Below are 21,991 nucleotides of genomic sequence, written 5' to 3'. Positions count from 1 at the left end.
AGGATGCCGTTTCATGATGTGATTCAGCGGCATAAGCGGTACTTGCATTGACCTCGGGTAGGGGAGCTGTAATGTAACATTGCGGCTTAACTCCGGGAAAAGATCGGCGCAGGCGGCTAAAAGTGTAAAATTTACACTATTTTAACGTATGTAATCAATTTTTTTCACAAAAATGACCTCAATATCCAATAATGCAAAACAAATATCTAAAATTTAATCCCGCTCCAACGGCTTCAATCTATATTTGCCATTACAATTTTTCAATCATTTCAATTAAATTTAATACTAGCTAACGGAATGAAAAAAGTAATTTTTATTTTAACGATGCTCTTAGTCAGTATCGGGATGTCGGCCCAGACCCACACGGTGACGGGTGTTGTGACCGATGTCGACCATGAACCTATGGTCGGAGTGAGTATAATAGAAAAGGGTACCTCTAACGGAGCCATGACCGATTTAGACGGTAAGTTCACTTTGAAGGTAGGTCCCAATGCCACACTTCGCATATCTTATATAGGATATGAAACACAGGATGTGAAGGTGGGCAACAAGACCTCAGTTAATGTTGTACTTAAAGAAGACAATCTCCAACTTGACGAAGTGGTAGTGGTTGGTTACGGTACTCAGAAGAAGAGCGACGTGACAGGATCAGTTTCTTCAGTGTCGGCCGACGACCTGAAGGGCCTCGCCACCACCGATGCCGGTGCCGCACTTCAAGGTAAGGCTGCCGGTGTACAAATTCTTAACACTTCAGGTGCCCCCGGCGCAGGAGCAAGCATCCGCATCCGCGGTTACTCCTCCAACTCCGGTAACCTCGGCCCGCTGTTGATCGTCGACGGTCTTAAGGTTGACAACATCCAGTACCTCGACCCCTCGATGATTGAGTCGATGGAGGTGCTTAAGGATGCCGCATCAGCCGCCATCTACGGTGCCCAGGCAGGTAACGGTGTTGTACTTATCACCACCAAGAACGGTGCCGTGAAGGATGGACAGCCCAAGGTTATCTACTCGTTCAAGGCTGTCAACCAGCGTCTTGGCAAAACTCCCGAAATCTTCAATGCAAAGGACTGGATCCGCTACAAGGAGCTTTCAGGCTACGACATGAAGACTATCTGCGAAGCCAACGGTGTTAACTATGACAATCCCCAGTACGATACCGACTGGATTGGCGAAGTATTTGAACCGAGCTGGTCAACTCAGCACTCTGTAATACTTCAGGACGGTAACGAAAAGGGTAACTTCTTCACCTCTATTAATTATGTAAACAACGACGGTATCGTAGTCGGCAAGAAGGATACCTATCAGCGTCTTACCGCTCAGCTCAATGCCGAGTACAAGATTTATGACTGGATTCGCGTAGGAACCAACACCTCTATCGAGCGTTGGAAGACCAAGAGCGTGCCTCACCAGAGCGCTTACGGCTCAATGCTTGCTCCGGCTCTCTTGCTCGACCCTCTGACTCCCGTTTATTGGGATAGCACTGATGATTTCACCACTGACATGATGACTCAGTATGAGAAGAATCCTTCGCACATTCTCATTGCTCCCAACGGCAAGTACTATGCTACTTCCAAGTTCCAGAATGACGACAACGGTAACCCGTTGCTTCAGCTTGACCGCATCCACTCCAACAACGGCGGTTTCACCGTACGCGGAACAGGATTCGTAGACCTCATGCCGTTCAAGGGCTTCATCTTCACCTCTCGTTTCTCTTATCGTATATCGCAGAGCAACAGCCACAACTATTCCGAGCCTTACTACATGAACGGTCAGGCCAAGGCCACCGACTATTCAATCTCGGCAAGCGCCAACAACAACTACTACTATCAGTGGGAAAACTTCGCCAACTACAACAATGATTTTGGCAAGCACAAGGTAGGCGCCATGGTCGGTATGTCATATACCCAGTATAAGTCAGACAACGTATCGGCTTCGGCTTCAGGTACCGAGGGTGCTGAAATCCTCAAGGGTACAGGCAGCAAGTTCCAGTATCTTGACTATGTAAACTCGGCAAGCACCACCACCAAGAACATCGGTAACGTCATCAACATGTCGACGAGCCTCTCTTACTTCGGTCGTGTAATGTATGCTTACGACAACCGTTACAACATTCAGTTCAACTTCCGTGCCGATGCATTCGACACCTCTAAACTCCCCGCCAAGAAGCGTTGGGGTCACTTCCCCTCTGTATCAGCAGGTTGGACCGCCAGCAACGAGTCATTTGTTCGCGATCACATCAATCCTGATGTTCTTTCACTCCTGAAGTTCCGTGCATCATGGGGACGTAACGGTAACATCAACGTGCTTAGCGGATATCCTTATGCAGCCCCCATCGCCTACAACCAGGCTTGGTATCAGTATGGTGACAACCCCGATTTGTTCTACGGTTCTTATCCTACCCGTATGGCCAACCCCGACCTCCGTTGGGAAACTTCCGAGCAGTTTGACTTCGGTATCGATATGCGATTCCTCAACGGACGACTCTCGGCAGGACTTGACTACTACAACAAGAACACCAAGGACCTTCTCGTGACCATTACCCCGATTCCCGAGGTTTATGCTAACGGTACTACTATCGTTAACGCCGGTAAGGTTAACAACCGCGGTTTTGAAATGGAACTCAGCTGGCGCGACCGCATAGGCGATGTAAGCTATAGCATCTCAGGTAACATGTCGACACTGCGCAACCGCGTTATCTCACTTTACGATGACATCGACCGCATTTCAGGTTCAGAAGGCGGTGTAAGCGGTTCAAATAACTTGGTATCCAGCGCATTCGAGCAGGGTCACTCAATATGGTATTTCCGTGCTTATGACTATGTAGGAGTTGATAAAGAAACAGGTGCTCCCCAGTTCCGCAACGCAGCAGGTGAAATTGTTGGTTCATCAGAGCTTAAGACCACCGATATGACCGATATAGGTTCGGCTATTCCTCGCTTGACCTACGGTATCACACTCAATGTGGCCTGGAAGGGTCTTGACCTCACAGTATTCGGAACAGGTGTTGCAGGCAACAAGATTTACAACGTGCTTTATCGTGCCGACACCCCGATGCGTAACTCACTACGCTACTATATGGAGAATGCATGGACTCCCGACAACCACAACGGCTCAATGCCCGACATGGCTACTGTGGCTCAGGACCGCAACTTCTGGGGATCAAGTGCATCAATGTTCAACGGTGCTTACTTCAAGATCAAGCAGATTCAGCTCGGTTACACCCTGCCCGCCAAGCTTACGAGAAAGGCTTACGTGAAGAACCTCCGCTTCTTCGTTTCACTCGACGACTTCTTCACATTCACCAAGTATCCCGGCATGGATCCCGAAACCGCCACTACATCAAGCAGCAGTGGTGCAGGATATGACATAGGTTCTTATCCTACAATGAAGAAAGTGACCTTCGGTGCCACTATCGGATTCTAATCCATCGGTGATAATGTCTAAAAACTAAAAAAACTAAAAAATAATCATGAAAAAAATATTATATCCAATTTTAGGCCTTTGTGCGGCAATGTTTCTCGGCGGATGCGAAGACCGACTCGACATCGAGCAGAAAGGTGTCATCTCGGCCGACGATTTCTACCAGACCGATGACGATGCGCAGAATGCCCTTAATAATCTCTACCAGTGCTTCGGTTATCACATTGCCGGTAACGAGGGTATCTATGTGGCTCTTCCCGTGCTCTTCAATGAAGCCGGCGACGACATGCTCGCAGCCGGTAACATGTATGGTGACAATGACTTCGGTGCTCAGATTAACGAATTCCGTTATGACTATCAGAATGAGGTGATCAAAAATGCCTATACAGGACTCTATGCCGTTGTTTATGATGCCAACACCATCATCGACCGCGTGCCCGACGATTCTCCCATAAAGAAGCGTGTGCGTGCCGAGGCTATCACATTGCGTGCATGGGCTCACATGATGCTTGCCATCGGTTGGGATTGTCCTCCTCTTGTTGAAACAGTTCTCCCCGGTGATGCACGCCCCGGTAATTATGAGGGCGGCCACGTAGAGCTTCTCCGCTGGTGCGCCGAGCAGGCTGAATCAGTAGTAAACGACCTTGAAGAGCGTATCAGCCCCACCGATAAGGTTGGCGCATCGAAGGTTACCAAGGGTATGGCCCTTACAGTTGCCGGAAAGGCTCGCCTCTTCATGGGTGACTATGAGAATGCCAAGAAAGATCTCAAGCAGGTTATTTCATCCAATAAGTATGAGCTCGTTCCCACCGATCGTTGGGCCAATCTGTTCCACACTTCGGGCGACCTTTGCGAGGAGATGATATTCCAGTCCAACTGTCTTGACAACGCCAATGTAGGTGACTGGGACGGAAAGATCAACCGCACCTCATGGATGTGGATCCAGTTCTGGAACTGGCGTACCGACAAGCTCGTGTCACGACCCAAGTTCATCGGTGCCGACGGTTGGGGCGGCCACTCAATCCGTGCTGACTTTGCCGAGCGCATGCTTGCCAATGACGGTGACTCTCCCCGTCGTAAAGCTACCTTCATGACTCCCGACGAATTCTTCTATGAAATGGAATGGAAGGATACCGAAGGCATGACTCGCGAACAGCTTGAAACAAGCGACAAGATCGGTATCAAGGATCCCACCGGACTCTATGGCTTCGGCGGTTACTTCGCCCACAAGATAGTTCCCTGGCCCGAAGATAACGAAAAAGGATGGTACGGATTCAAGAACCTCACCATATTCCGTTATGCCGAAGTGCTTCTGATGTATGCCGAGGCATGTGCAATGACAGGTGACAACGACGGTCTTCAGTATCTCAACGCAATCCAGAACCGTGCCGGTTCAGCTCACGTGTCATCGACTCTTACTCTTGACGAGGTTAAGAACGAGAAGGCATTTGAGATGTGGATTGAAGGCGTTCGCTTCCCCGACATGGTTCGCTGGGGTGACACCGACGGCGTAGTCAACAACGGTAAGAACATCCCGTCGACTTATGACGCATTCTTTACCAAGAAAGAGCCTAAGCACCGCATCTACGTAGAATATTCCAATCCTAACAAGGGTCAGACCGGTTTCGTAAAGGGCAAGCACGAGTACTTCGCTTATCCTAAGGTTACAATTTCACGTAACCCGAATCTGCAGCAGAATCCCAGCGGATTGTAATCACCTTGAACAAAGAGTTGGTTTCAATTATGATTAAATAACAAAACTATCTCTCTGATAGTACGCGTAATCGCAACCAGTGCCGCCCGGGAGTAACATTACTGCCGGGCGGCTTTATTTTAGCCCCGATACTCAATAATGTAAAACATATATCTGTTTTTTAATGGGGTAGAGGCCGCTTAACGCTTATATTTGCTATAAATTCTTCAATCATTAAGTTTAATACATAATTTTGCTATTCAATGAAAACATTTTCAAAACTCATTCTGTCGACCTGCCTCGTGCTGCCGTTGGCTTTAGGAGCCCAGCAACCCGCCTATCCCGCAGGAACCGTTCCCAATGAACATAATATAAACGGGGCCGACTATCCCCGCATCGGCGAGGACGGCCGAGTTCACTTCCGCGTATTCGCCCCCAACGCCCAGAAAGTTGAAATCAGCTTCCGCGGCGAGATGACCAAGGGCGACGACGGCTACTGGACACTTGTGTCAAAGGAGCCCGAAGTGGTGGGATTTCACTACTATCAGGTGATAATCGACGGCGTAAGCGCAGCCGACCCCAACGGCAAGCCTTTCTTCGGAATGGGCAAGTGGGTGAGCGGTATCGAGATTCCCGAAAAGGGCGTCGACTACTACTCGCTGAAGGATGTGCCTCACGGACTCGTGAACCAGAGCTGGTACTACTCCAAGATACGCAACGAGTGGCGCCGCTGCCTCGTGTACACTCCGGCCGAGTATGACAAGAATCCCAATAAGAGATACCCGGTGCTCTACCTTCAGCACGGCATGGGCGAAAACGAAACCAGCTGGGCCAACCAGGGAAAGATGAGCAACATCATGGACAACCTCATTGCCGAAGGCAAAGCAAAGCCCATGATCGTGGTGATGGACAACGGCAACATCGAGTCGTTTAACACTCAGCCGGGCGAGTCGCGCCAGGATGCCATGAAGCGTTTCGGCGGTCAGTTCCCCTCGATTCTCGTAGAAGAGATAATTCCCCACATCGACTCCAACTTCCGCACTCTCACCGATCGTGAGAACCGCGCGATGGCCGGACTGTCATGGGGCGGACTGCTCACCTTCAACACCACGCTCAACAATCTCGACAAATTTGCCTACATAGGCGGATTCAGCGGAGCCGGCAGCATCGACCTCGACAATCTCGACACCGTATATGGCGGCGTGTTCAAGGACCGCAAGGCATTTAACGACAAGGTTCACGCATTCTTCCTTGGCATCGGCTCGGAGGAGGGCCCGCAGCGCACCAAGAGTCTGAGCGACGGACTCAAGGCCGCCGGCATCAACAATGTCTACTACGAATCGCCGGGCACCGCTCACGAATTCCTCACATGGCGCCGCTGCCTCAAGGAGTTTGCACCGATGTTGTTTAATTGAAATATAATGTATATCTTTACATATATATAATAGAGTGACGACAATTATGATCGTCGGAGGCAGTGATAATGTTGCCGACGGTCAACCATTAATAATTTAACCTTAACCAATAATTATTACAATGAACATCATTCACGGAAACAAAGGACTTTTGGCCTGTCTTGCAATGGCATTGAGCTTCTCGTCCTTAGCTCAGAATCCATCTCCTCCCCAAGGCAACTTCCCCCCGCCAAGACAAAATTATGAAATTCAGACGCCCACTTACCTGAGCGACTATTTCGAGGAGAGCACAGCACCCTCGAAAGCTCCCAACGAGGAGGGATTCATCCAGCGCTGGATGCTTCTTGAGCCTATAAGCAAGCCCAATCGCTCCAATGTCGTGTTTACCGACAGCTATCTCAACCATGTGCTTGATTCGATCTACTTCAAGGATCAGTTCACCGTTCTTCCCAAGGACGGCGCCAAGGTTAAGGTGGGCAAGCAGAAACTCCAGTGGCACGCACTCGACAGCAAGCTCTACAACGTAAAGCTCTATCGTCTTGCAGCAGCATTGAAGAAACCCGTCTACGGCGTGATTTTCTGGGCTGTTACAGTGATTGACTGTCCCGAGGATATAGAGAATGTAAGACTTTCAGCCGGCTCCAACTCGGCATCGAAGTGGTGGCTCAACGGCGAGGAGGTTCTGATGCTTTCGGGCGACCGCCGCATGGTGGCCGACGACGGCGTGTCGCCTCGTCTTACCTTGAAGAAAGGCAAGAACGTGCTTCGCACCGCTGTTATAAACGGCCCCGGCATGAGCGACTTCTGTGTCCGCTTTATAGATGAGCAAGGTAACCCAGTCAAGAACTATTCAATCACTTATCAATGATTATGAAGACAAAGAGTATATTAGCCGGGTCGATTGCACTTGTGTCGGCACTGGTGCCCCAGATGACATTTGCCCAAGTTGGAAAGCCTTATATACATGACCCTTCCACTATTATGGAGTGTGACGGCAAGTACTACACCTTCGGAACCGGCGGTGGCGGACTTATATCGGAAGACGGATGGACTTGGAACGGCGGCGGTGTACGCCCCGGCGGCGGTGCCGCACCTGACGCCATCAAAATAGGCGACCGTTACCTTATCGCCTACAGCGCTACCGGCGGTGGCCTCGGCGGCGGTCACGCAGGCCGCGTGCTCACGATGTGGAACAAGACTCTTGATCCCAATTCGCCCGACTTCGCCTACACCGAACCTATCGAGGTGGCTCACTCGCTCGACGACGAGGATTGTGACGCTATCGACGCAGGATTGCTGCTCGATCCCACAACAGGCCGCCTCTGGCTTACCTACGGAACCTACTTCGGCTTCATCCGCATTGTAGAGCTTGATCCCAAGACGGGAAAGCGCGTTGAAGGCAATGAGCCGGTAAATATCGCCATCGACTGTGAGGCAACCGACCTGATGTATCGTAACGGATGGTACTATCTGCTTGGTACTCACGGCACTTGCTGCGACGGCCCCAACTCTACCTACAACATCGTGGTAGGCCGCTCTCGCAACGTGACCGGTCCTTATCTTGACAACATGGGTCGTGACATGCTCAAGGGAGGCGGTAAGATGGTGATTGCCGCCGGCGACCGCAAGACAGGTCCCGGACACTTCGGACGCTACATCGAGGATGACGGCGTTGAGAAGATGTCGTTCCACTACGAAGCCGACTTCGACCAGGGAGGTCGCAGCGTGCTCGCAATACGCCCCTTGCTGTGGAAGAACGACTGGCCCGTTGCCGGCGAGGCTTTCAAGGAAGGCACTTATGAGATAGAATCGGAGCGTCGCGGCTATGCTCTCGAGCTTGCCGTTGACTTCGTGAGAATGAACACAGAACGTCGCCGTTTCTGGGGCGAAGACAACGAGCCCGTTGAGCCCATTAAGTCACAGACTCTTGAAGAGGTGATAGGCACATGGCCCAAAGGCGACATCGACGTGCGCATCGGCGACTACATGTTCCGTCCTCACCAGCGCTGGACTATCACCGCTGTTCCCGAAGCCGGAGGCTACCTCGGAGGTCCCTACTATAAGATCGTGATCGAAGGCACCAACCGCGCACTGGCCGCTACTGCCGATGCCGAGGTTATAGCAGTGCCCGAATTCACAGGCGCACCCGAGCAGCTGTGGCGCATTGAGCAGCTTACCGACGGTACCTACCGCATCATGCCCAAGCAGGTGCCCGGAACCGACGAGGAGCTTGTGCTCGTGTCGGTTGCCGACAGTACTCCTTCGCTCGGCAAGTTTGACATGAACAGCGACAACTCAAAGTGGACATTCCACGATCGTTAATAATAATTTTGACCATGATATAAAGTGAGAGCGCGGTGTCGTGATTGACACCGCGCTCTTTATTGTTTGCAGGGGATGATGTTTTGTAAGATTATTTTCCGCCGGGCATGGGAAGATTGCCGGGCTTTGCAGGCTCGTTGATGAGTCCGCGGTTGCGCAGCAGTGCTTCGGGAGTGGGCTTCTTGCCGCGGAACTTCACGTAAAGCTCCATGGGATCGTCGCTGCCTCCAGCCTCAAGAACGTTATCCTTGAACGACTTGGCGGTTGCAGGGTCAAATATTCCCTTCTCCTTGAATAGCTCAAAACCGTCGGCGTCAAGCACTTCGGCCCACAGGTAGGTGTAGTAGCCCGAAGCATATCCGTCGCTGCCGAATATGTGCTTGAAGTAGGGGCTGCGGTAGCGGTAGGCGACCTGCGAGGGCATCGAGAGCTTGTCGGCCACGTTCTTTTCAAATGACTCTACATCCACGTTGTCGGCATCGGTCAACTGACCCCACTGGAGGTCGAGCAGAGCGGCACCTACGAGTTCGGTGGTTATGAATCCCTGATTGTGGGTTGAAGCCTCGTCGAGTTTCTTGATGAGTTCGTCGGGAATCACTTCGCCGGTCTTGTAGTGGTGGGCGTAGGTCTTGAGCAGTTCAGGCTCCATGGCCCAGTGCTCGTGAATCTGCGAGGGAAGCTCCACGAAGTCGCGGTCGACATTGGTTCCGGCCTGGCTCTTGTACTTGGCGCGTGTGAGCATTCCGTGGAGGCCGTGACCGAATTCATGGAACATCGTTTCCACTTCGTCGAGCGACAGCAGGCACGGAGTGTTGCCCGTGGGGCGGGTGAAGTTGGCCACATTGTAGACGATGGGACGCTCAACCTTGCCGTCGTCGGTGACAAACGAGCCCTTGAACTCGCTCATCCACGCTCCCTGGCGCTTGCTCGGACGGGTGTAGTAGTCGGTCATGAACACGGCCACATGTTTGCCGTCGGCATCGGTTACATCATACACCTTTACTTCGGGGTCGTACTTGGGTGCATCGGGAATCTCGGTAAATGTCACGCCGTAGAGCTTCTTGGCCATGCTGAAGATGCCTTTGCGCACGCTGTCGACATGGAAATACTGGCTCACGAGGCCTTCGTCGAGATTGTATTTATCCTTGCGCACCTTCTCGGCATAGTAGTAGTAATCCCAGAGTGCGATGGTGAAGTTGTTGCCCTCCTTGTCGCTGAGAGCCTGCATCTCGGCCACCTCACGGTCGACGCGGGCGATTGCGGGCTTCCATATCTGCATGAGCAGCTCCTCGGCGCTCTTGACATTCTTGGCCATCACGTTGTCGGTCATGTAGTCGGCATAGTTCTTGAAACCGAGGATGTTGGCCTTGCGGATGCGGGCCTTCAGAATCTCGGCGATTACGGGGTAGTTGTTGTATTCGCCCGATGAAGCGAGAGTTGTGTAGCCCTTGTACATCTTTTCGCGAAGCTCGCGGTTGTCGGCATACTGCAGCAGGGGCAGGCGGCTCGGAGCATGGAGCGTGAACACCCACTTGCCCTTCATGTTGCGCTTGGCGGCCTCTTCGGCGGCTACGGCTATGCTTGTTTCGGGCAGACCCGAGAGCTTGGCCTTGTCGTCGACTACCAGCTCAAAGGCGTTGGTGGCTGTGAGCAGATTCTTGTTGAATTTCAGGTAGAGGTCCGATAGGCGGCTGTTGATGGCCTTCAGCTCGGCCTTGTCGGCGTCGTTGAGGAGTGCGCCGTTACGCACCATGTCCTTGTAGGACTTCTCGATGGCCAGACGCTGTGACTTGGTGTAGTTCATCTTGTCACGGTTGTCATAGAGGGTCTTGATGCGGGCGAAGAGCTTTTCGTTCATCGAAATCTCGTCGCTGTGAGCCGAGTAGAGCGGGTAGAACTCTTCGCCTATGGCAGTCATCTCGGGAGTCGAGTTGGACTCGTCGAGGGCCATGAATACGAGGCACACACGTTCAAGCAGCGGTCCGCTGTGGTCGAGCGCAACGATCGTGTTCTCGAAAGTCGGAGCTTCGGGGTTGTTCACTATGGCCTCCACGGCCTTTTTCTGTTCGGCTATGCCGGCCTTCAGTGCAGGCAGATAGTCGTCGTAGGAGATGCGGTCAAACGGCGGAATCTCGTAGGGCGTGTCGTAGGGCGCCATGAACGGATTGGTGCGCGATGCCTCCATTGCATTGACTTGATTTGTTGCCGCGCCCATCATTGTGAGGGCTGTGGCAAGGGTTAAAAGATAATGATTCATAAGAGTAGATGAATATGATGAATTGTTTTATCGTTTTATAGTGTCGGCTGCCGCCGTGTTCCAAAGGAATGTTGCGAGCAGCGGATAGTGGTCGGAGCTTCGCAGGTCGCCTCGCTTTATCCTGACTGCTTCCAAGTCGCCCCGATAGAGCATCTGGTCGATGCGGAAGTAGAAGCGGTTGTCGTTGTAGGTCACCGTGGGGCCGAATGCGCACTCCGAGTAGGCGTCCTTCAGACCGTCGCTCTTGATTGTGCGATAGGCGTAGCTTCCGGGCACATCGTTGAAGTCGCCGACAAGGATAACGTTGCCCTTGCGGGTTGCGAGAAACTCCTTGATGTAACGTGCCTGTTGGGCTCTTATCCTGAATGCCGCGAGCAGCTTGGTGACGATGCCGTTTTTCACCTTCGACAATTCGCTGCGCGACGGGTTGCGAAGTTCCTTGTCGGTGAGTTCGCGATACAGCTCCTTGTCGTCGTCGGTAAGTCCTATCGACTGCAGGTGACAGTTTACCACCGTCACCTCATGTCCCTCCACCTCTACATCGTAGGCGCAGAACGACCCCGAACCCCAGTCGGGCTGCGGAGTGTCGATTTCGGTTGCGTGATATTTCGACAGCAGCACCTCGCCTGAGCGGTTGGAGTACAACCGGTAGGGGTAGCGCGAGTTGATAGAGTCACGTTGCGCTTTCTTGCCTACGCCGTTAAGGTTGGACGACTCCTGAAGGCACACGATGTCGGCGTCGGTCGACAGGATGTAGGATAGGGTGCGGTTGCCCCACTCGGGATTCACACCTTGGTTGTCGCGAAAATTGTAGACATTGTAGGTGAGGAGTGTAAACGTGCGGCTTTCGTCGTCGGGCGACAGGCTGCGTGATGTGAAATTGAGCGGCGATATGGTGAGAATGGGACCGATGCATGCCACCAGCACGGCGACTGACAGCCATGCAAGCTTTTTCCTGATGAACAGGTTGACTGCAAGCAGGATGAGCGTCAGCACGATCCATCCCGGGAAAGTCATGTTGGCGAGTTGGGCGAGCGCAAACTTGTCAGGATTTATGTAGCCTCCGTAACCGGCCAGCAGCGTGCATAGCCCGCATACTATGTTAAGGAGGGTCCATAACGACCTGATTAATGATGTACACACTCTTATTATTCCCATCGTCATTACTATTTTATGCGTCGGCTCACATCGAAGAGGCGTTGCTTCTCCTCATGCGTGAGCGCCGAATATCCCGATTTCTTTATTTTGTCAAGAATCTCGTCAAGCGTGGCTTCGTCGTCACGGTTGGTCGTGGCCGACTCGGCGGTTTTTTCCGATTTAGGCTTCTCCGCTTTGGTCTTGGATGAATTGTCGCTTTGATAGCGGTAGCGGGTGTAGTCGTTGCTCTGCTTTGCAGGGCGGGGTGATGTTATGCGTTTCACGAGGTTGACCCACCAGTCGGCAAGCCGGTTGAAGGGCTTGGTGATGTCGGTGCCGTGCTTCAGCGCCACGGCATATATAACGCCGGTCAAGGCTCCGCCTATGTGGGCTATGTGTCCGCCTCCGTTATCGCCTGTTATGCTGAAAAAGTCTATTGCGATGGTGATTATGGCAATCCACTTTAGTGCGACAGGTCCGAAGAATAGCAATCCCACCTTGTAGTCGGGATGCATGACTGCGGTTGCCGTCACGATCGCTATTACCGATGCCGACGACCCTATGAGCCAAGCCAGAGTGTAGTTGTAGGCCGGCACGAGGCTGTAGACGGCCATGAAAAGCGCTCCGCCGCAGATGCCGCCGTAGATGTAGAGGGCGAGCATGCGCTTGGAAGTGTCGGTAAGTAGGAATATTGTGCCGAACCAATAGAGCCACAGCATGTTGAAGAGGATGTGCAGCAGGTCGTATTGGGCAAACATGTATGTGATTATCGTCCACGGCTGGGTGATGAACAGGTCGGGGCTCGACGGAAGTTCAATCCATGTCAGCGCATATTCCGGCTTGATGTCGGTGAATGTCAACACAAGCGTCGCGATATGCAGCAGGGCGAAGAATGCTACATTAATATATATGAGCCTCACGAGCATCGAGCCGTAGACCCACTTGTTTTTCAATGTGTCAATAATACCCATTGCCTCCGATGATGCCTTTACGCTTCCAGTACAGGATTATGAGGAATCCGAATATCATGCCTCCGAGATGTGCAAAGTGGGCGATACCGTCGGATGCCGAGCTGAGTCCCAGTGCTATTTCGATTACGCCATAGCCTATCACCATCCACTTGGCCTTGATGGGCACCGGGATGAACATGAGGTAGAGTGGGCGGTTGGGGAAGAGCATTCCGAATGCAAGCAGCACGCCGTAGATGGCTCCCGAGGCTCCCACGGTGATGAGAGCGTTCTCTATCTGGTCGCGTAACGAAGCTATCTGTGCCGAGCTTACAAGATCGTTGGCCTGTGCCATGCTCAGGTGGTTGTCGTAGGCCCAGTGGGCTATAGTCATTTCAAGATTGTCGGAAACAAACTTGTTGATGGTGAATGCCCATGTGGCTTCCTGAATAAGGGCGGCGCCGATGCCGCACGATATGTAGTAAAACAGGAAACGCTTGCCTCCGAGTACGCGTTCAAGTGTTATACCAAACATGAACAGCGTGAACATGTTGAAGAAGAGGTGGGCGATGCTTTGCGTTGAGTGCATGAACATGTAGGTGAACAACTGAAGGACATTGAAGTCGGTAGCCCCTACATAGTGTAATGCTCCGTATTTAATCATCATGTTGTCGATTTTGCCGACAAACATCATGGCGAGCCAAATCAGTACGTTGATTATGATCAGGTGCTTCGTCACCGGTGGCATTATGCTGAAAAATGAGTTTCCGCTACGGTTCATTGACTGTATTTACTCGTTTTTATTGGTTGTTATGTGAATGTTAAATTTGTCATTGATTGACCTTGCAATGCAAAATCAATTACAAATTTAGATAAAATATCCCGTTATTTTGTGCTTAATTTTACTAATTGAGCTATTTGTGACGAAAATTTCGCAAAAATTACGATAAAAATATTCTTATTTAAAAATTTACATTTATATTTGTAGAATCTTAACAGACCGAAAATCTACATTTAATTATCACAGTTATGAACAAAACAGAGTTAGTCAATGCTATTGCCGAAAAGGCAAACCTTTCAAAGGTAGATGCTAAAAACGCTCTCGACGCCTGCCTCGAAGCTGTTGCAGGTGCTCTTGAGCAGAACGAAAAAGTAGCCCTCATAGGCTTCGGAACATTCTCCGTAGCAGAAAAGGGTGCACGCACAGGTATAAATCCCCGCACTAAGGAGACAATTGAAATCCCCGCACGCAAGGCCGTTAAATTCAAGGCAGGTTCCGAACTTACTGATAAGATAAACTAAACAGTAACCCAGCCTAACATCTCCATTTAGAAACTATTACGCGACCGCCTTCCATGAATAATACAAAGGGCGGTCGTGTTTATTTCTCGAAAATGTCATCGGATTCTTTAATTAAACACCATTATAATTCATTATGAACAAAATTAAAGGTTTATTTATTGTTGTGATGATGGCAATCATCGCCATCCCTGCTTCGGCTCAGTTCCGTATTGGTCCGCGTCTTGGATTCAACGTTAATGAGCTTCATTTCAATCAGAGTGTGCTTGACAGTGACAATAGGGCCGGATTCACCGGTGGTCTTATGGCTGAGTTTACAGTTCCTTTGGTGGGTCTGGGTTTTGACGCATCGTTCATGTATGTTCGTCGTGACGCCCGTTGGCTCGAAGGCAATGAGTACACAAGCGACAAGCGCGACTACTTTGAAATTCCTATCAATCTCAAGTGGAAAATAGGTGTTCCCGTTATCGGTAAGATAATCACTCCCTATCTTGCGACAGGTCCCAGCTTTGCATTCCTTACAAGCGGAAAGAATGTAAGGGACGGCATCAAGAACAAGTCGTTTGACGCTGCTTGGAACTTTGGCTTCGGTGTTGAGCTGCTCTCTCATCTTCAGATTGGAGCAAGCTACGGCCTTGGTATGACAAAGGCTCTTGAAGCTGTAGGCGGTGCAAACGGTGTCGACATCGACGGTAAGAACCGTTACTGGACAGTGACTGCCGCTTATCTCTTCTAAGAAAAATATTGTATGAATAAATCGAGGGGCTTCGCCATGCGGCGGAGCCCCTCTTTTGCGTTATTGCCTTTAAAGTGGCTTATTCGGTGAGATTAAGCAGCTCGCTGTTGCGCACAAGGTCGGTGATTACGGGAATGTAGTCGTCGACATCGGTCTTGATGTCGACAAACTCCGTTATATCCTTCAATGATTGGTAGGCGTCTTGCATCAGGTTGTTGTTGGCGTTCTGTTGGCCTGCTTCGTAATAGTAGTGGTAGAGTATAGTGCCGATCGATGAGGTGACGATTTTTACCTGCTCGCGCACTTGATTGTCGGTCGAGGGTTCGCTGTTCATCAGCACTCCTGAGAGAGCCTGCCATGCTGTAACGTATATCGACATCATGTCCTCGGCGTTGACTTTCTCGCGCGCAGTGTAGGCTATGGCGGTTATACACGCGGCGTAGCCTTCCTTGTAGCGGGCCGAAGCGATCATTGTTTCGGCATAGGCGGTGGAAACTATGATAAGCTGTCGCGCGAGAGTGCTGCGATTTTCAGTTTGCGTGCGCCATTGATTGAAAGTTTTGGCAAGCAGCTCTTCGGCGAGCATTATCGATGACAGCCGTTCTCGCTTCATGAGCAGAGCATATATCTCCTTTACGGTTTCCAAGTAGTTCTCTTTCATTGTATATGTCGTTTTGCGTTATATTATTCCCATGTGTTGCATAAGGAAGTATGCGTTTAGGTTGTGGGCGGTGCCTTTGCGCAGCTTGTAGTCAAATGTCAGATTGTCGCCCTCGATGTTTGCCTCAAAGCAGTAGGACGATATGTTTTGAGGATACTCTTCGGCCAGAACGCCTAATGCCAGATCGTGGGTTGCGAGCAATCCCGATACCGGCAGCTTAATGAGTTTCTTTATAAGTCCGAGCGACCCTCGCTGCTTGTCGGCTGAATTGGTTCCGCGAAGTATCTCGTCGAGCAGGATGAACATACGTTGCCCGGTCGATGCGCTTTCGACTACCGATTGCAGTCGCTTCAGTTCGGCAAAGAAGTAGCTTTCGCCATCGGCGAGCGAGTCGTTGGTACGTAATCCGGTGAACAGCATCGTTGGTGAGAATGTCATAGCCTTTGCCGCCACGGGTGCGCCCGTCATCGCCAGAAGATAGTTTATGCCGATTGTGCGAAGATAGGTGCTCTTGCCGGCCATGTTGGCTCCCGTGATTATGATGAAGGAGTGGGGTGTCATGGGCGGCAGGGGATTGTTGACGCGCGATGATTTGCCTATGAGCGGATGACCCATCTCTGTGGCTTCCATTATCACCTTGCCGCTGCGGTCGATTTGCGGATAGGTATATTCCGGATTCTCGAAGTCGAATGTAGCGAGCGCCGACAGGGCATCGATTTCGCTCAGTGTGTCATACCATGAATCGAGATGTCGGCCGTAACGTTTCATCCATCGGTCGACATTGGATATGACGCGGTAGTCCCATAGCGATGTGCCGTTAAAGAGCAGATAACCCACGGCATTGTAACGCTGGTCAAGTGACTTTAGCTCCTTGGCGAGTTTGGCGATCAATGTCGACGCTTCGGTGCCGTCGACATTCAGTCGCTGCTGTAATTGTTGAAGTAACGGTGAAGTGAACTTCGATTCTTCAATGTGTCTGAACAGGTCGACACGTGATGTCAGCGAACTCACTGTTTCGGTGAGGCGTGAGTGCAGCCGGCCGATGCGCTTGGCTCCAAGGGCCGACAATCCCAGGAATGAGAGGAATGTCCAAAGACACCATGATGACGCTATCACATCGAGATAGCTTAGCACGGCCGTGGTAATGAATATCGGGAACGCCGCATAGCTGAGGACGGTCAAGGCTACAGGCTGGTTTATAGGCGGAATGGCGACAGACGATGCTGATCCGCGACTGTCGGCGAGGTTGCTTTCGGCCATTCGTCCCGATACCTGCATGGAGTCGCGCAGCGATGTCATGTCCGATAGCTCCATTATTGCCTGTTGCCGCCTGATTATGTCGTCGGCATCAAGGTCGGGAGTCATAAGCCGGTGGGCGAGTTTGTCGCTGCCTCCCGGTGTTGCTGTTGAGTCGAGCAGCGAGAAGAGTGATTTGTCGCCAAACACATCGAGGTCGTAGGTGTAAGGGTGGTTGCTGTCGATGTAACGTTCTCCTCGCGGAAGCCCCGATAGATTGCCGTCGAGCACCCGTAGGCGCGACTCGGCAAATTTCAGCAAGGCTTCTTCACGCAGCCGATGCGTGATCACATTGTCATGCCACTTTACAAGCACAAGAAACAGCATGACCGACACCGCTATCGCTATAATCATCGCCGTGGCATCGTGTCGCAACATGATGCCCAGCACTATTGCCGCGATGAATACGGCAACTCTCAGCCATGATATGAGTCGGCCTTTTCGTGAGAGTGAGGCGATCATGTCACGGGCTTGTGTCGATAGGGCGGTGTAATGCTTTCGGGCTGTCACGGTTGTGCGGTGTTATTTGAAAAGAGGCCGCGTCATGGTTGACGCAGCCTCTTGGTTATGCGCTGTTGTAATTGTTACTCTTTTGTAGCTTTGGCTATGGAGCACTTTATTGACTCAAATATGTCGTCGATGCTTCCCGAGCCGTGTATGGCGTGGTACTTGCCTTCCTGCTTGTAGTAGTCGCGCAACGGCGATGTCTGGTTGTGATACACTTCAAGACGCTTGTTTATGGTTTCGAGATTGTCGTCGCTGCGTCCCGATTCCTTGCCGCGCTTGAGCAGGCGGTCGACAAGTTCGTTGTCGTCAACTTCAAGTCCCACTACGGCGTGTACCTTTGAGTTGCGGTCGGCCAACATCTTCTTCAGAGCCTTGGCCTGGGGTATTGTGCGAGGGAATCCGTCAAATATGACTCCGTTTTCAGCCTCGGGGTTGTTGTCGAGCACGTTTGCGAGGATGTCGACCATAAGTTCGTCGGGAATAAGTTTGCCCTGTGATATGTAGCTGTCGGCGATTTTACCAAGTTCAGTTCCTCGTGCTATGTGGTCACGCAGAACCTCACCGGTCGAGATGTGGAAAAGACCGTATTCGTCGATAAGTCTTTCGCTTTGGGTGCCTTTGCCGCTTCCCGGCGCACCAAAAATTACTACGTTGAACATTTTGATCTGTTTGGTTATGAATAGATATTTGTAATAGCCTATAAATTGTCGTCGTGCAACACGTATATGTCACGCAGGTTTCGTGCAAGTCCGTCAAGGTCGAGTCCGAATCCTATTATAAATTTGGGCGGGATGGCAAATCCCACATAGTCGGGATTCACTTCACACTGCAGTGACTCGGGCTTGAAGAGCAGTGTTGCGATGCGTATCGAGGCGGGGTTTTTCTCCTTGAGGTCGGCCACGAGTTTTTTTATTGTGTTGCCGGTGTCGATTATGTCCTCGACAACGATTACATCGCGACCTTCAAGATTTTCTGAAAGTCCGAGCACCTGCTTTACAACTCCGGTTGTCGATGTGCCCTCGTAGCTCTTAAGGCGGATGAATGAAATTTCAGCATCGATGTCTATCGCCCTGAACAGGTCGGCGGCAAACGGAAATGCTCCGTTCAGTACACACAGGAACAGCGGTTGCTTTCCTGCGTATTGCTTGTTTATCTCGCGGGCAATCTCGGCTATGCGATTCTGGATTGTATCATTGGTTATGTAGGGCTCAAATGTGAGTCCTTTATAGGTTACCTGGTCCATTATACAATATTGTTTGTGCAAATTTAGCGAAAATATTCCTTTCGTTATGTGGGTTTGCGGAAATTTTTGACGATTATCGTAAACAAAGCGATAAATACATTCAAGCATCCAATATATTTTGTACCTTTGTGTCTTTCAACGGGAACTATTGCTATTTGTTGAGTTCCTGAGGTAGCGTAAAGTTTAATGTCTTTTTTCGTAAGATGAAAATATTCACCAATGAACAGATAAGGTCGATTGACCGATATACTATAGAGAACGAGGGCGTTACTTCGCTTGAGCTCGTCGAACGGGCAGCTACCGCGATAGCCTGTGAACTTATTTCGCGATGGCGTCCGAGTCATCGTATATGTATCTTCGCCGGTCCCGGCAACAACGGTGCCGATGCGCTTGCAGTAGGGCGTATGCTCATCGAGCAGGGATATAATGTGGAGATATTCCTTTTCAATATATTCGGTAAACTTAGCGATGAATGTGCCTACAATCGCAAGCGCTTGTTGGAGATTGACAATGCCGACTTCACCGAGGTGGTGGGCGGAAACTTCCAGCCGCCGGATTTGTCGTCGGATGTAGTTGTGCTTGACGGTCTTTTCGGATCGGGACTTCGTGAGCCGCTTACCGGTGGCTTCCAGTCGTTGGTTAGCTACATCAATGGATCGGAAGCTTATGTCGTGTCGATTGATGTGCCTTCGGGACTGTTTGGCGAGTGGAATGAAAATGTGTTGAGCCGTAATGTGGTTCATGCCGATTTGACACTGGCCATTCAATTTCCGCGCCTTGCATTCTTCATCGTTGACAACGCCGAATTCATAGGCGAGTGGAAGGTTCTCGACATTGAGCTGAGCCAGCAGGAGATAAAGAGCTCGCCCTACGACTACTTCCTTGTTGAGAAGAGCGACGCCCGCAATATGCTTCGTCCTCGCGGATTGTTTACATCTAAGGCCGATTTCGGCAACGCACTGCTTGTGGCCGGAAGTTACGGCATGATGGGCGCCGCCGTGATGGGTGCGCGTGCCGCGTTACGTTCGGGTGTGGGAAAACTTACCGTACATTCACCCCGATGCGGCTACAACATTCTTCAGGCATCGGTGCCTGAGGCCTTGTTTCAGGCCGACCATCACGACATAGCCATAACCGACATAACGCTGAAGCATGACTACAATGCTGTGGCTATAGGCCCCGGCATCGGCACTCACGATGTCACCAAAAAGGCGCTTGAGAGCTTCATCATATCCCACTCTTCGGGAAAACCTCTGCTGCTCGATGCCGATGCCCTGAACTGTATATCGCAGCGTCGTCACCTGCTTGACGCGCTTCCTCCGTTGAGCATAATCACGCCTCATGCTGGAGAGTTTGACCGTCTTTTCGGAGAGCACAACACCGCCGAGGAGCGACTGAAGACGGCGATAGAGCAATCGGCCTACTATCAGATTATAATATTGCTTAAGGGCCGTTACACCGCCGTTGTGCGTCCCGACGGCAAGATCTATTTCAACTCAAGCGGCAATCCCGGGCTTGCCACTCCGGGAAGCGGCGATGTGCTCACCGGCATTATAGCGTCGTTCATGGCACAGGGATATATTCCCGCTGTTGCTGCCACTCTCGGTGCATTTGTACACGGTTATGCCGGCGACATAGCAGCCGAGCGTCACGGCCGTTACGGTGTGCTTGCTTCGGATGTGGCCGAGTGTACCGGCCGCGCCATACGCGATATAATGCAATGATTTAACACTATTGAACTATAATGATAAAATGAAGACATATTTGCTATCACTTGCTTGCCTTGTGGGTGCCTCAATGGTTGCCTCGGGGCAAACAACCCAAAAATTCACGGCTACTAAAGCCAATGACTACGGATTGGTCTACTCGCTTCCTGTGACGGTGCTTGATGTGACAATCGAGGCCGAGCATGTGGTCAAGAAGCCGGGTGAATTTTATAAATATGCCAAGAAATATCTCAATGTGAGCGATCCGATATCGGAAATGTCGGAGTCGTGGACGGTTAAGCGTGTAATTGTCACGCCACGCGGTGTTGCCGACAGCAAGGAGCAGTATCTGATGCAGTTCAAGAGCGGACAGGCTCCATTCTTGATAATGGATGATGCTAATCTGCCTGTCGCCATAAATACCGAAGAGCTTAACCTGCCTGAACCGCCTGAACTTCCCGAACCGATGGAAGCTCAGCCTACGCCGCTCGAAACCCGTGCTGCAAGAGAGGTGATAAGCGAGGAGATGCTTCAGAGCCAGTCGAGCGCAAAGCGAGCTGAGCTTGCCGCTCAGCGTATATATGAGCTGCGACAGAGCCGTAACGACCTAATAACAGGTCAGGCCGACCAGATGCCGCCCGACGGAGAGGCCATGAAGCTTGTGATGGATCAGATTGCAGCTCAGGAGGCAGCCCTTACGGCAATGTTTATAGGCACCGAGCAGCGTGAAACTGATGTGCAGACTATAACATACCGCCCCGGCGATGAGGTGACCAAGGCCGTAATCGCGCGTATATCGGCTATTGACGGAATTGTCGGTGCCGACGACCTTTCGGGCGACCCTGTCACCATATCGATTCGCGTTACCGAGCGCGGCAAGATGCCTGTCAACGACAAGGGCGAGGAGAAGGAGTTTCCCAAGGGCGGGGTGGCATATTGCATTCCCGGCTCGGCTGATGTAAAGATTGATTTTGAAGGAAAGACATTTGTGAATAAGTCCTTTGAAATGGCTCAATACGGCATCGTGTTCGGACTTGAGCCCAAGATGTTCAGCGACAAAAAAGCTCCTGCCTATCTGCTGTTGGATCCTGTTACAGGTGGAATACGCGAACTGGGCACTAAATAGGTTGAAGTGTAAATGATTACGACAAAACGGCTTTGTTAAAAAATATTAATATAAACATGGCCGTTTTGTTGATATTAAAATTTTATATACATTTGCTAACATAAATCGGATACCAGTTGGAAAATCAACTCAAAAAATTTAGACTTTATTGATAATCCGATGATGAATTTCGTCGGACTTGACATATTTATTAGAAAAGGAAAGCAACAACAAATAAGTGAATCAT

Annotated in this window: 17 protein-coding genes; 9 read left to right on the top strand and 8 right to left on the bottom strand. The window is 51.0% G+C overall.

From position 1 onward, the window contains the following. Positions 1–324: 324 nt before the first annotated feature. The 5 genes from E7746_RS07650 to E7746_RS07630 all read left to right on the top strand — a co-directional run bounded on the left by E7746_RS07650 (position 325) and on the right by E7746_RS07630 (position 8,850). Entirely contained in the window at positions 325–3,423 is a 3,099-nt protein-coding gene (locus tag E7746_RS07650; RefSeq protein WP_238337149.1) for a SusC/RagA family TonB-linked outer membrane protein, read from the top strand. 46 nt (positions 3,424–3,469) lie between these two features. Next, positions 3,470–5,134, top strand: coding sequence for a RagB/SusD family nutrient uptake outer membrane protein (locus E7746_RS07645; RefSeq protein WP_123396860.1), 1,665 nt, complete (start codon positions 3,470–3,472; stop codon positions 5,132–5,134). A 242-nt stretch (positions 5,135–5,376) separates the two neighbouring features. Next, the gene (locus E7746_RS07640) at positions 5,377–6,528 is read left to right on the top strand and encodes an alpha/beta hydrolase-fold protein (protein WP_123396861.1); all 1,152 of its coding nucleotides are present in this window, start codon (positions 5,377–5,379) and stop codon (positions 6,526–6,528) included. A gap of 121 nt (positions 6,529–6,649) precedes the next feature. Further along, positions 6,650–7,396, top strand: a complete 747-nt coding sequence (locus E7746_RS07635) for an acetylxylan esterase (RefSeq protein ID WP_123396862.1) — start codon at positions 6,650–6,652, stop codon at positions 7,394–7,396. A gap of 2 nt (positions 7,397–7,398) precedes the next feature. Beyond that, positions 7,399–8,850 carry a family 43 glycosylhydrolase gene (locus E7746_RS07630; RefSeq protein ID WP_123396863.1) on the top strand — a complete coding sequence of 484 codons (1,452 nt, stop codon included), beginning with the start codon at positions 7,399–7,401 and terminating at the stop codon, positions 8,848–8,850. A 91-nt stretch (positions 8,851–8,941) separates the two neighbouring features. Here the strand turns inward: E7746_RS07630 and E7746_RS07625 are convergent, their stop codons facing one another. The 4 genes from E7746_RS07625 to E7746_RS07610 are packed head-to-tail and all read right to left on the bottom strand — an operon-like array spanning position 8,942 to position 13,972. Beyond that, positions 8,942–11,107 (bottom strand): M3 family metallopeptidase, encoded by a 2,166-nt coding sequence (locus E7746_RS07625; protein ID WP_238337148.1) that lies wholly within the window; start codon positions 11,105–11,107, stop codon positions 8,942–8,944. A 27-nt stretch (positions 11,108–11,134) separates the two neighbouring features. Next, positions 11,135–12,265 carry an endonuclease/exonuclease/phosphatase family protein gene (locus E7746_RS07620; protein ID WP_168184333.1) on the bottom strand — a complete coding sequence of 377 codons (1,131 nt, stop codon included), beginning with the start codon at positions 12,263–12,265 and terminating at the stop codon, positions 11,135–11,137. Positions 12,266–12,273: 8 nt separating this feature from the next. Further along, a complete protein-coding gene (locus E7746_RS07615) occupies positions 12,274–13,215 on the bottom strand; it encodes a rhomboid family intramembrane serine protease (RefSeq protein ID WP_123396866.1) in 942 nt (313 codons plus the stop codon). Continuing rightward, positions 13,202–13,972 (bottom strand): rhomboid family intramembrane serine protease, encoded by a 771-nt coding sequence (locus tag E7746_RS07610; RefSeq protein ID WP_123396867.1) that lies wholly within the window; start codon positions 13,970–13,972, stop codon positions 13,202–13,204. The genes E7746_RS07615 and E7746_RS07610 overlap by 14 nt, the downstream gene beginning before the upstream one ends. 248 nt (positions 13,973–14,220) lie before the next feature. Here E7746_RS07610 and E7746_RS07605 point away from each other — a divergent pair, with 248 nt between their 5' ends. Beyond that, on the top strand, positions 14,221–14,493 hold the full coding sequence (locus E7746_RS07605) for an HU family DNA-binding protein (protein ID WP_123396868.1): 273 nt from the start codon (positions 14,221–14,223) through the stop codon (positions 14,491–14,493). A gap of 133 nt (positions 14,494–14,626) precedes the next feature. After that, positions 14,627–15,226 (top strand): porin family protein, encoded by a 600-nt coding sequence (locus tag E7746_RS07600; RefSeq protein WP_123396869.1) that lies wholly within the window; start codon positions 14,627–14,629, stop codon positions 15,224–15,226. A gap of 79 nt (positions 15,227–15,305) precedes the next feature. Here the strand turns inward: E7746_RS07600 and E7746_RS07595 are convergent, their stop codons facing one another. From E7746_RS07595 to hpt, 4 genes are all read right to left on the bottom strand, one after another. Continuing rightward, complete coding sequence (locus E7746_RS07595) at positions 15,306–15,887, bottom strand: hypothetical protein (RefSeq protein ID WP_123396870.1); 582 nt, start codon at positions 15,885–15,887, stop codon at positions 15,306–15,308. An 18-nt stretch (positions 15,888–15,905) separates the two neighbouring features. Then, on the bottom strand, positions 15,906–17,693 hold the full coding sequence (locus E7746_RS07590) for a MutS-related protein (RefSeq protein ID WP_136410388.1): 1,788 nt from the start codon (positions 17,691–17,693) through the stop codon (positions 15,906–15,908). A 74-nt stretch (positions 17,694–17,767) separates the two neighbouring features. Next, positions 17,768–18,349 (bottom strand): adenylate kinase, encoded by a 582-nt coding sequence (locus tag E7746_RS07585; protein WP_123396872.1) that lies wholly within the window; start codon positions 18,347–18,349, stop codon positions 17,768–17,770. A gap of 38 nt (positions 18,350–18,387) precedes the next feature. Beyond that, a complete protein-coding gene (gene hpt, locus E7746_RS07580) occupies positions 18,388–18,933 on the bottom strand; it encodes a hypoxanthine phosphoribosyltransferase (protein WP_123396873.1) in 546 nt (181 codons plus the stop codon). Between the two features lie 203 nt (positions 18,934–19,136). On the opposite strand from hpt, the gene E7746_RS07575 reads away from it, so the two are divergent. Together E7746_RS07575 and E7746_RS07570 are read left to right on the top strand one after the other, a co-directional pair. Next, positions 19,137–20,657, top strand: a complete 1,521-nt coding sequence (locus E7746_RS07575) for an NAD(P)H-hydrate dehydratase (RefSeq protein WP_136410387.1) — start codon at positions 19,137–19,139, stop codon at positions 20,655–20,657. A gap of 28 nt (positions 20,658–20,685) precedes the next feature. Continuing rightward, on the top strand, positions 20,686–21,765 hold the full coding sequence (locus E7746_RS07570; protein ID WP_136410386.1) for a DUF4831 family protein: 1,080 nt from the start codon (positions 20,686–20,688) through the stop codon (positions 21,763–21,765). Positions 21,766–21,991: the final 226 nt, after the last annotated feature.

Source organism: Muribaculum gordoncarteri (assembly GCF_004803695.1).
Classification (GTDB): Bacteria; Bacteroidota; Bacteroidia; order Bacteroidales; family Muribaculaceae; genus Muribaculum; species Muribaculum gordoncarteri.
The sequence above is the reverse complement of the archived record's forward strand: the minus strand, read 5'-3'. Positions and strand labels throughout refer to the sequence as shown.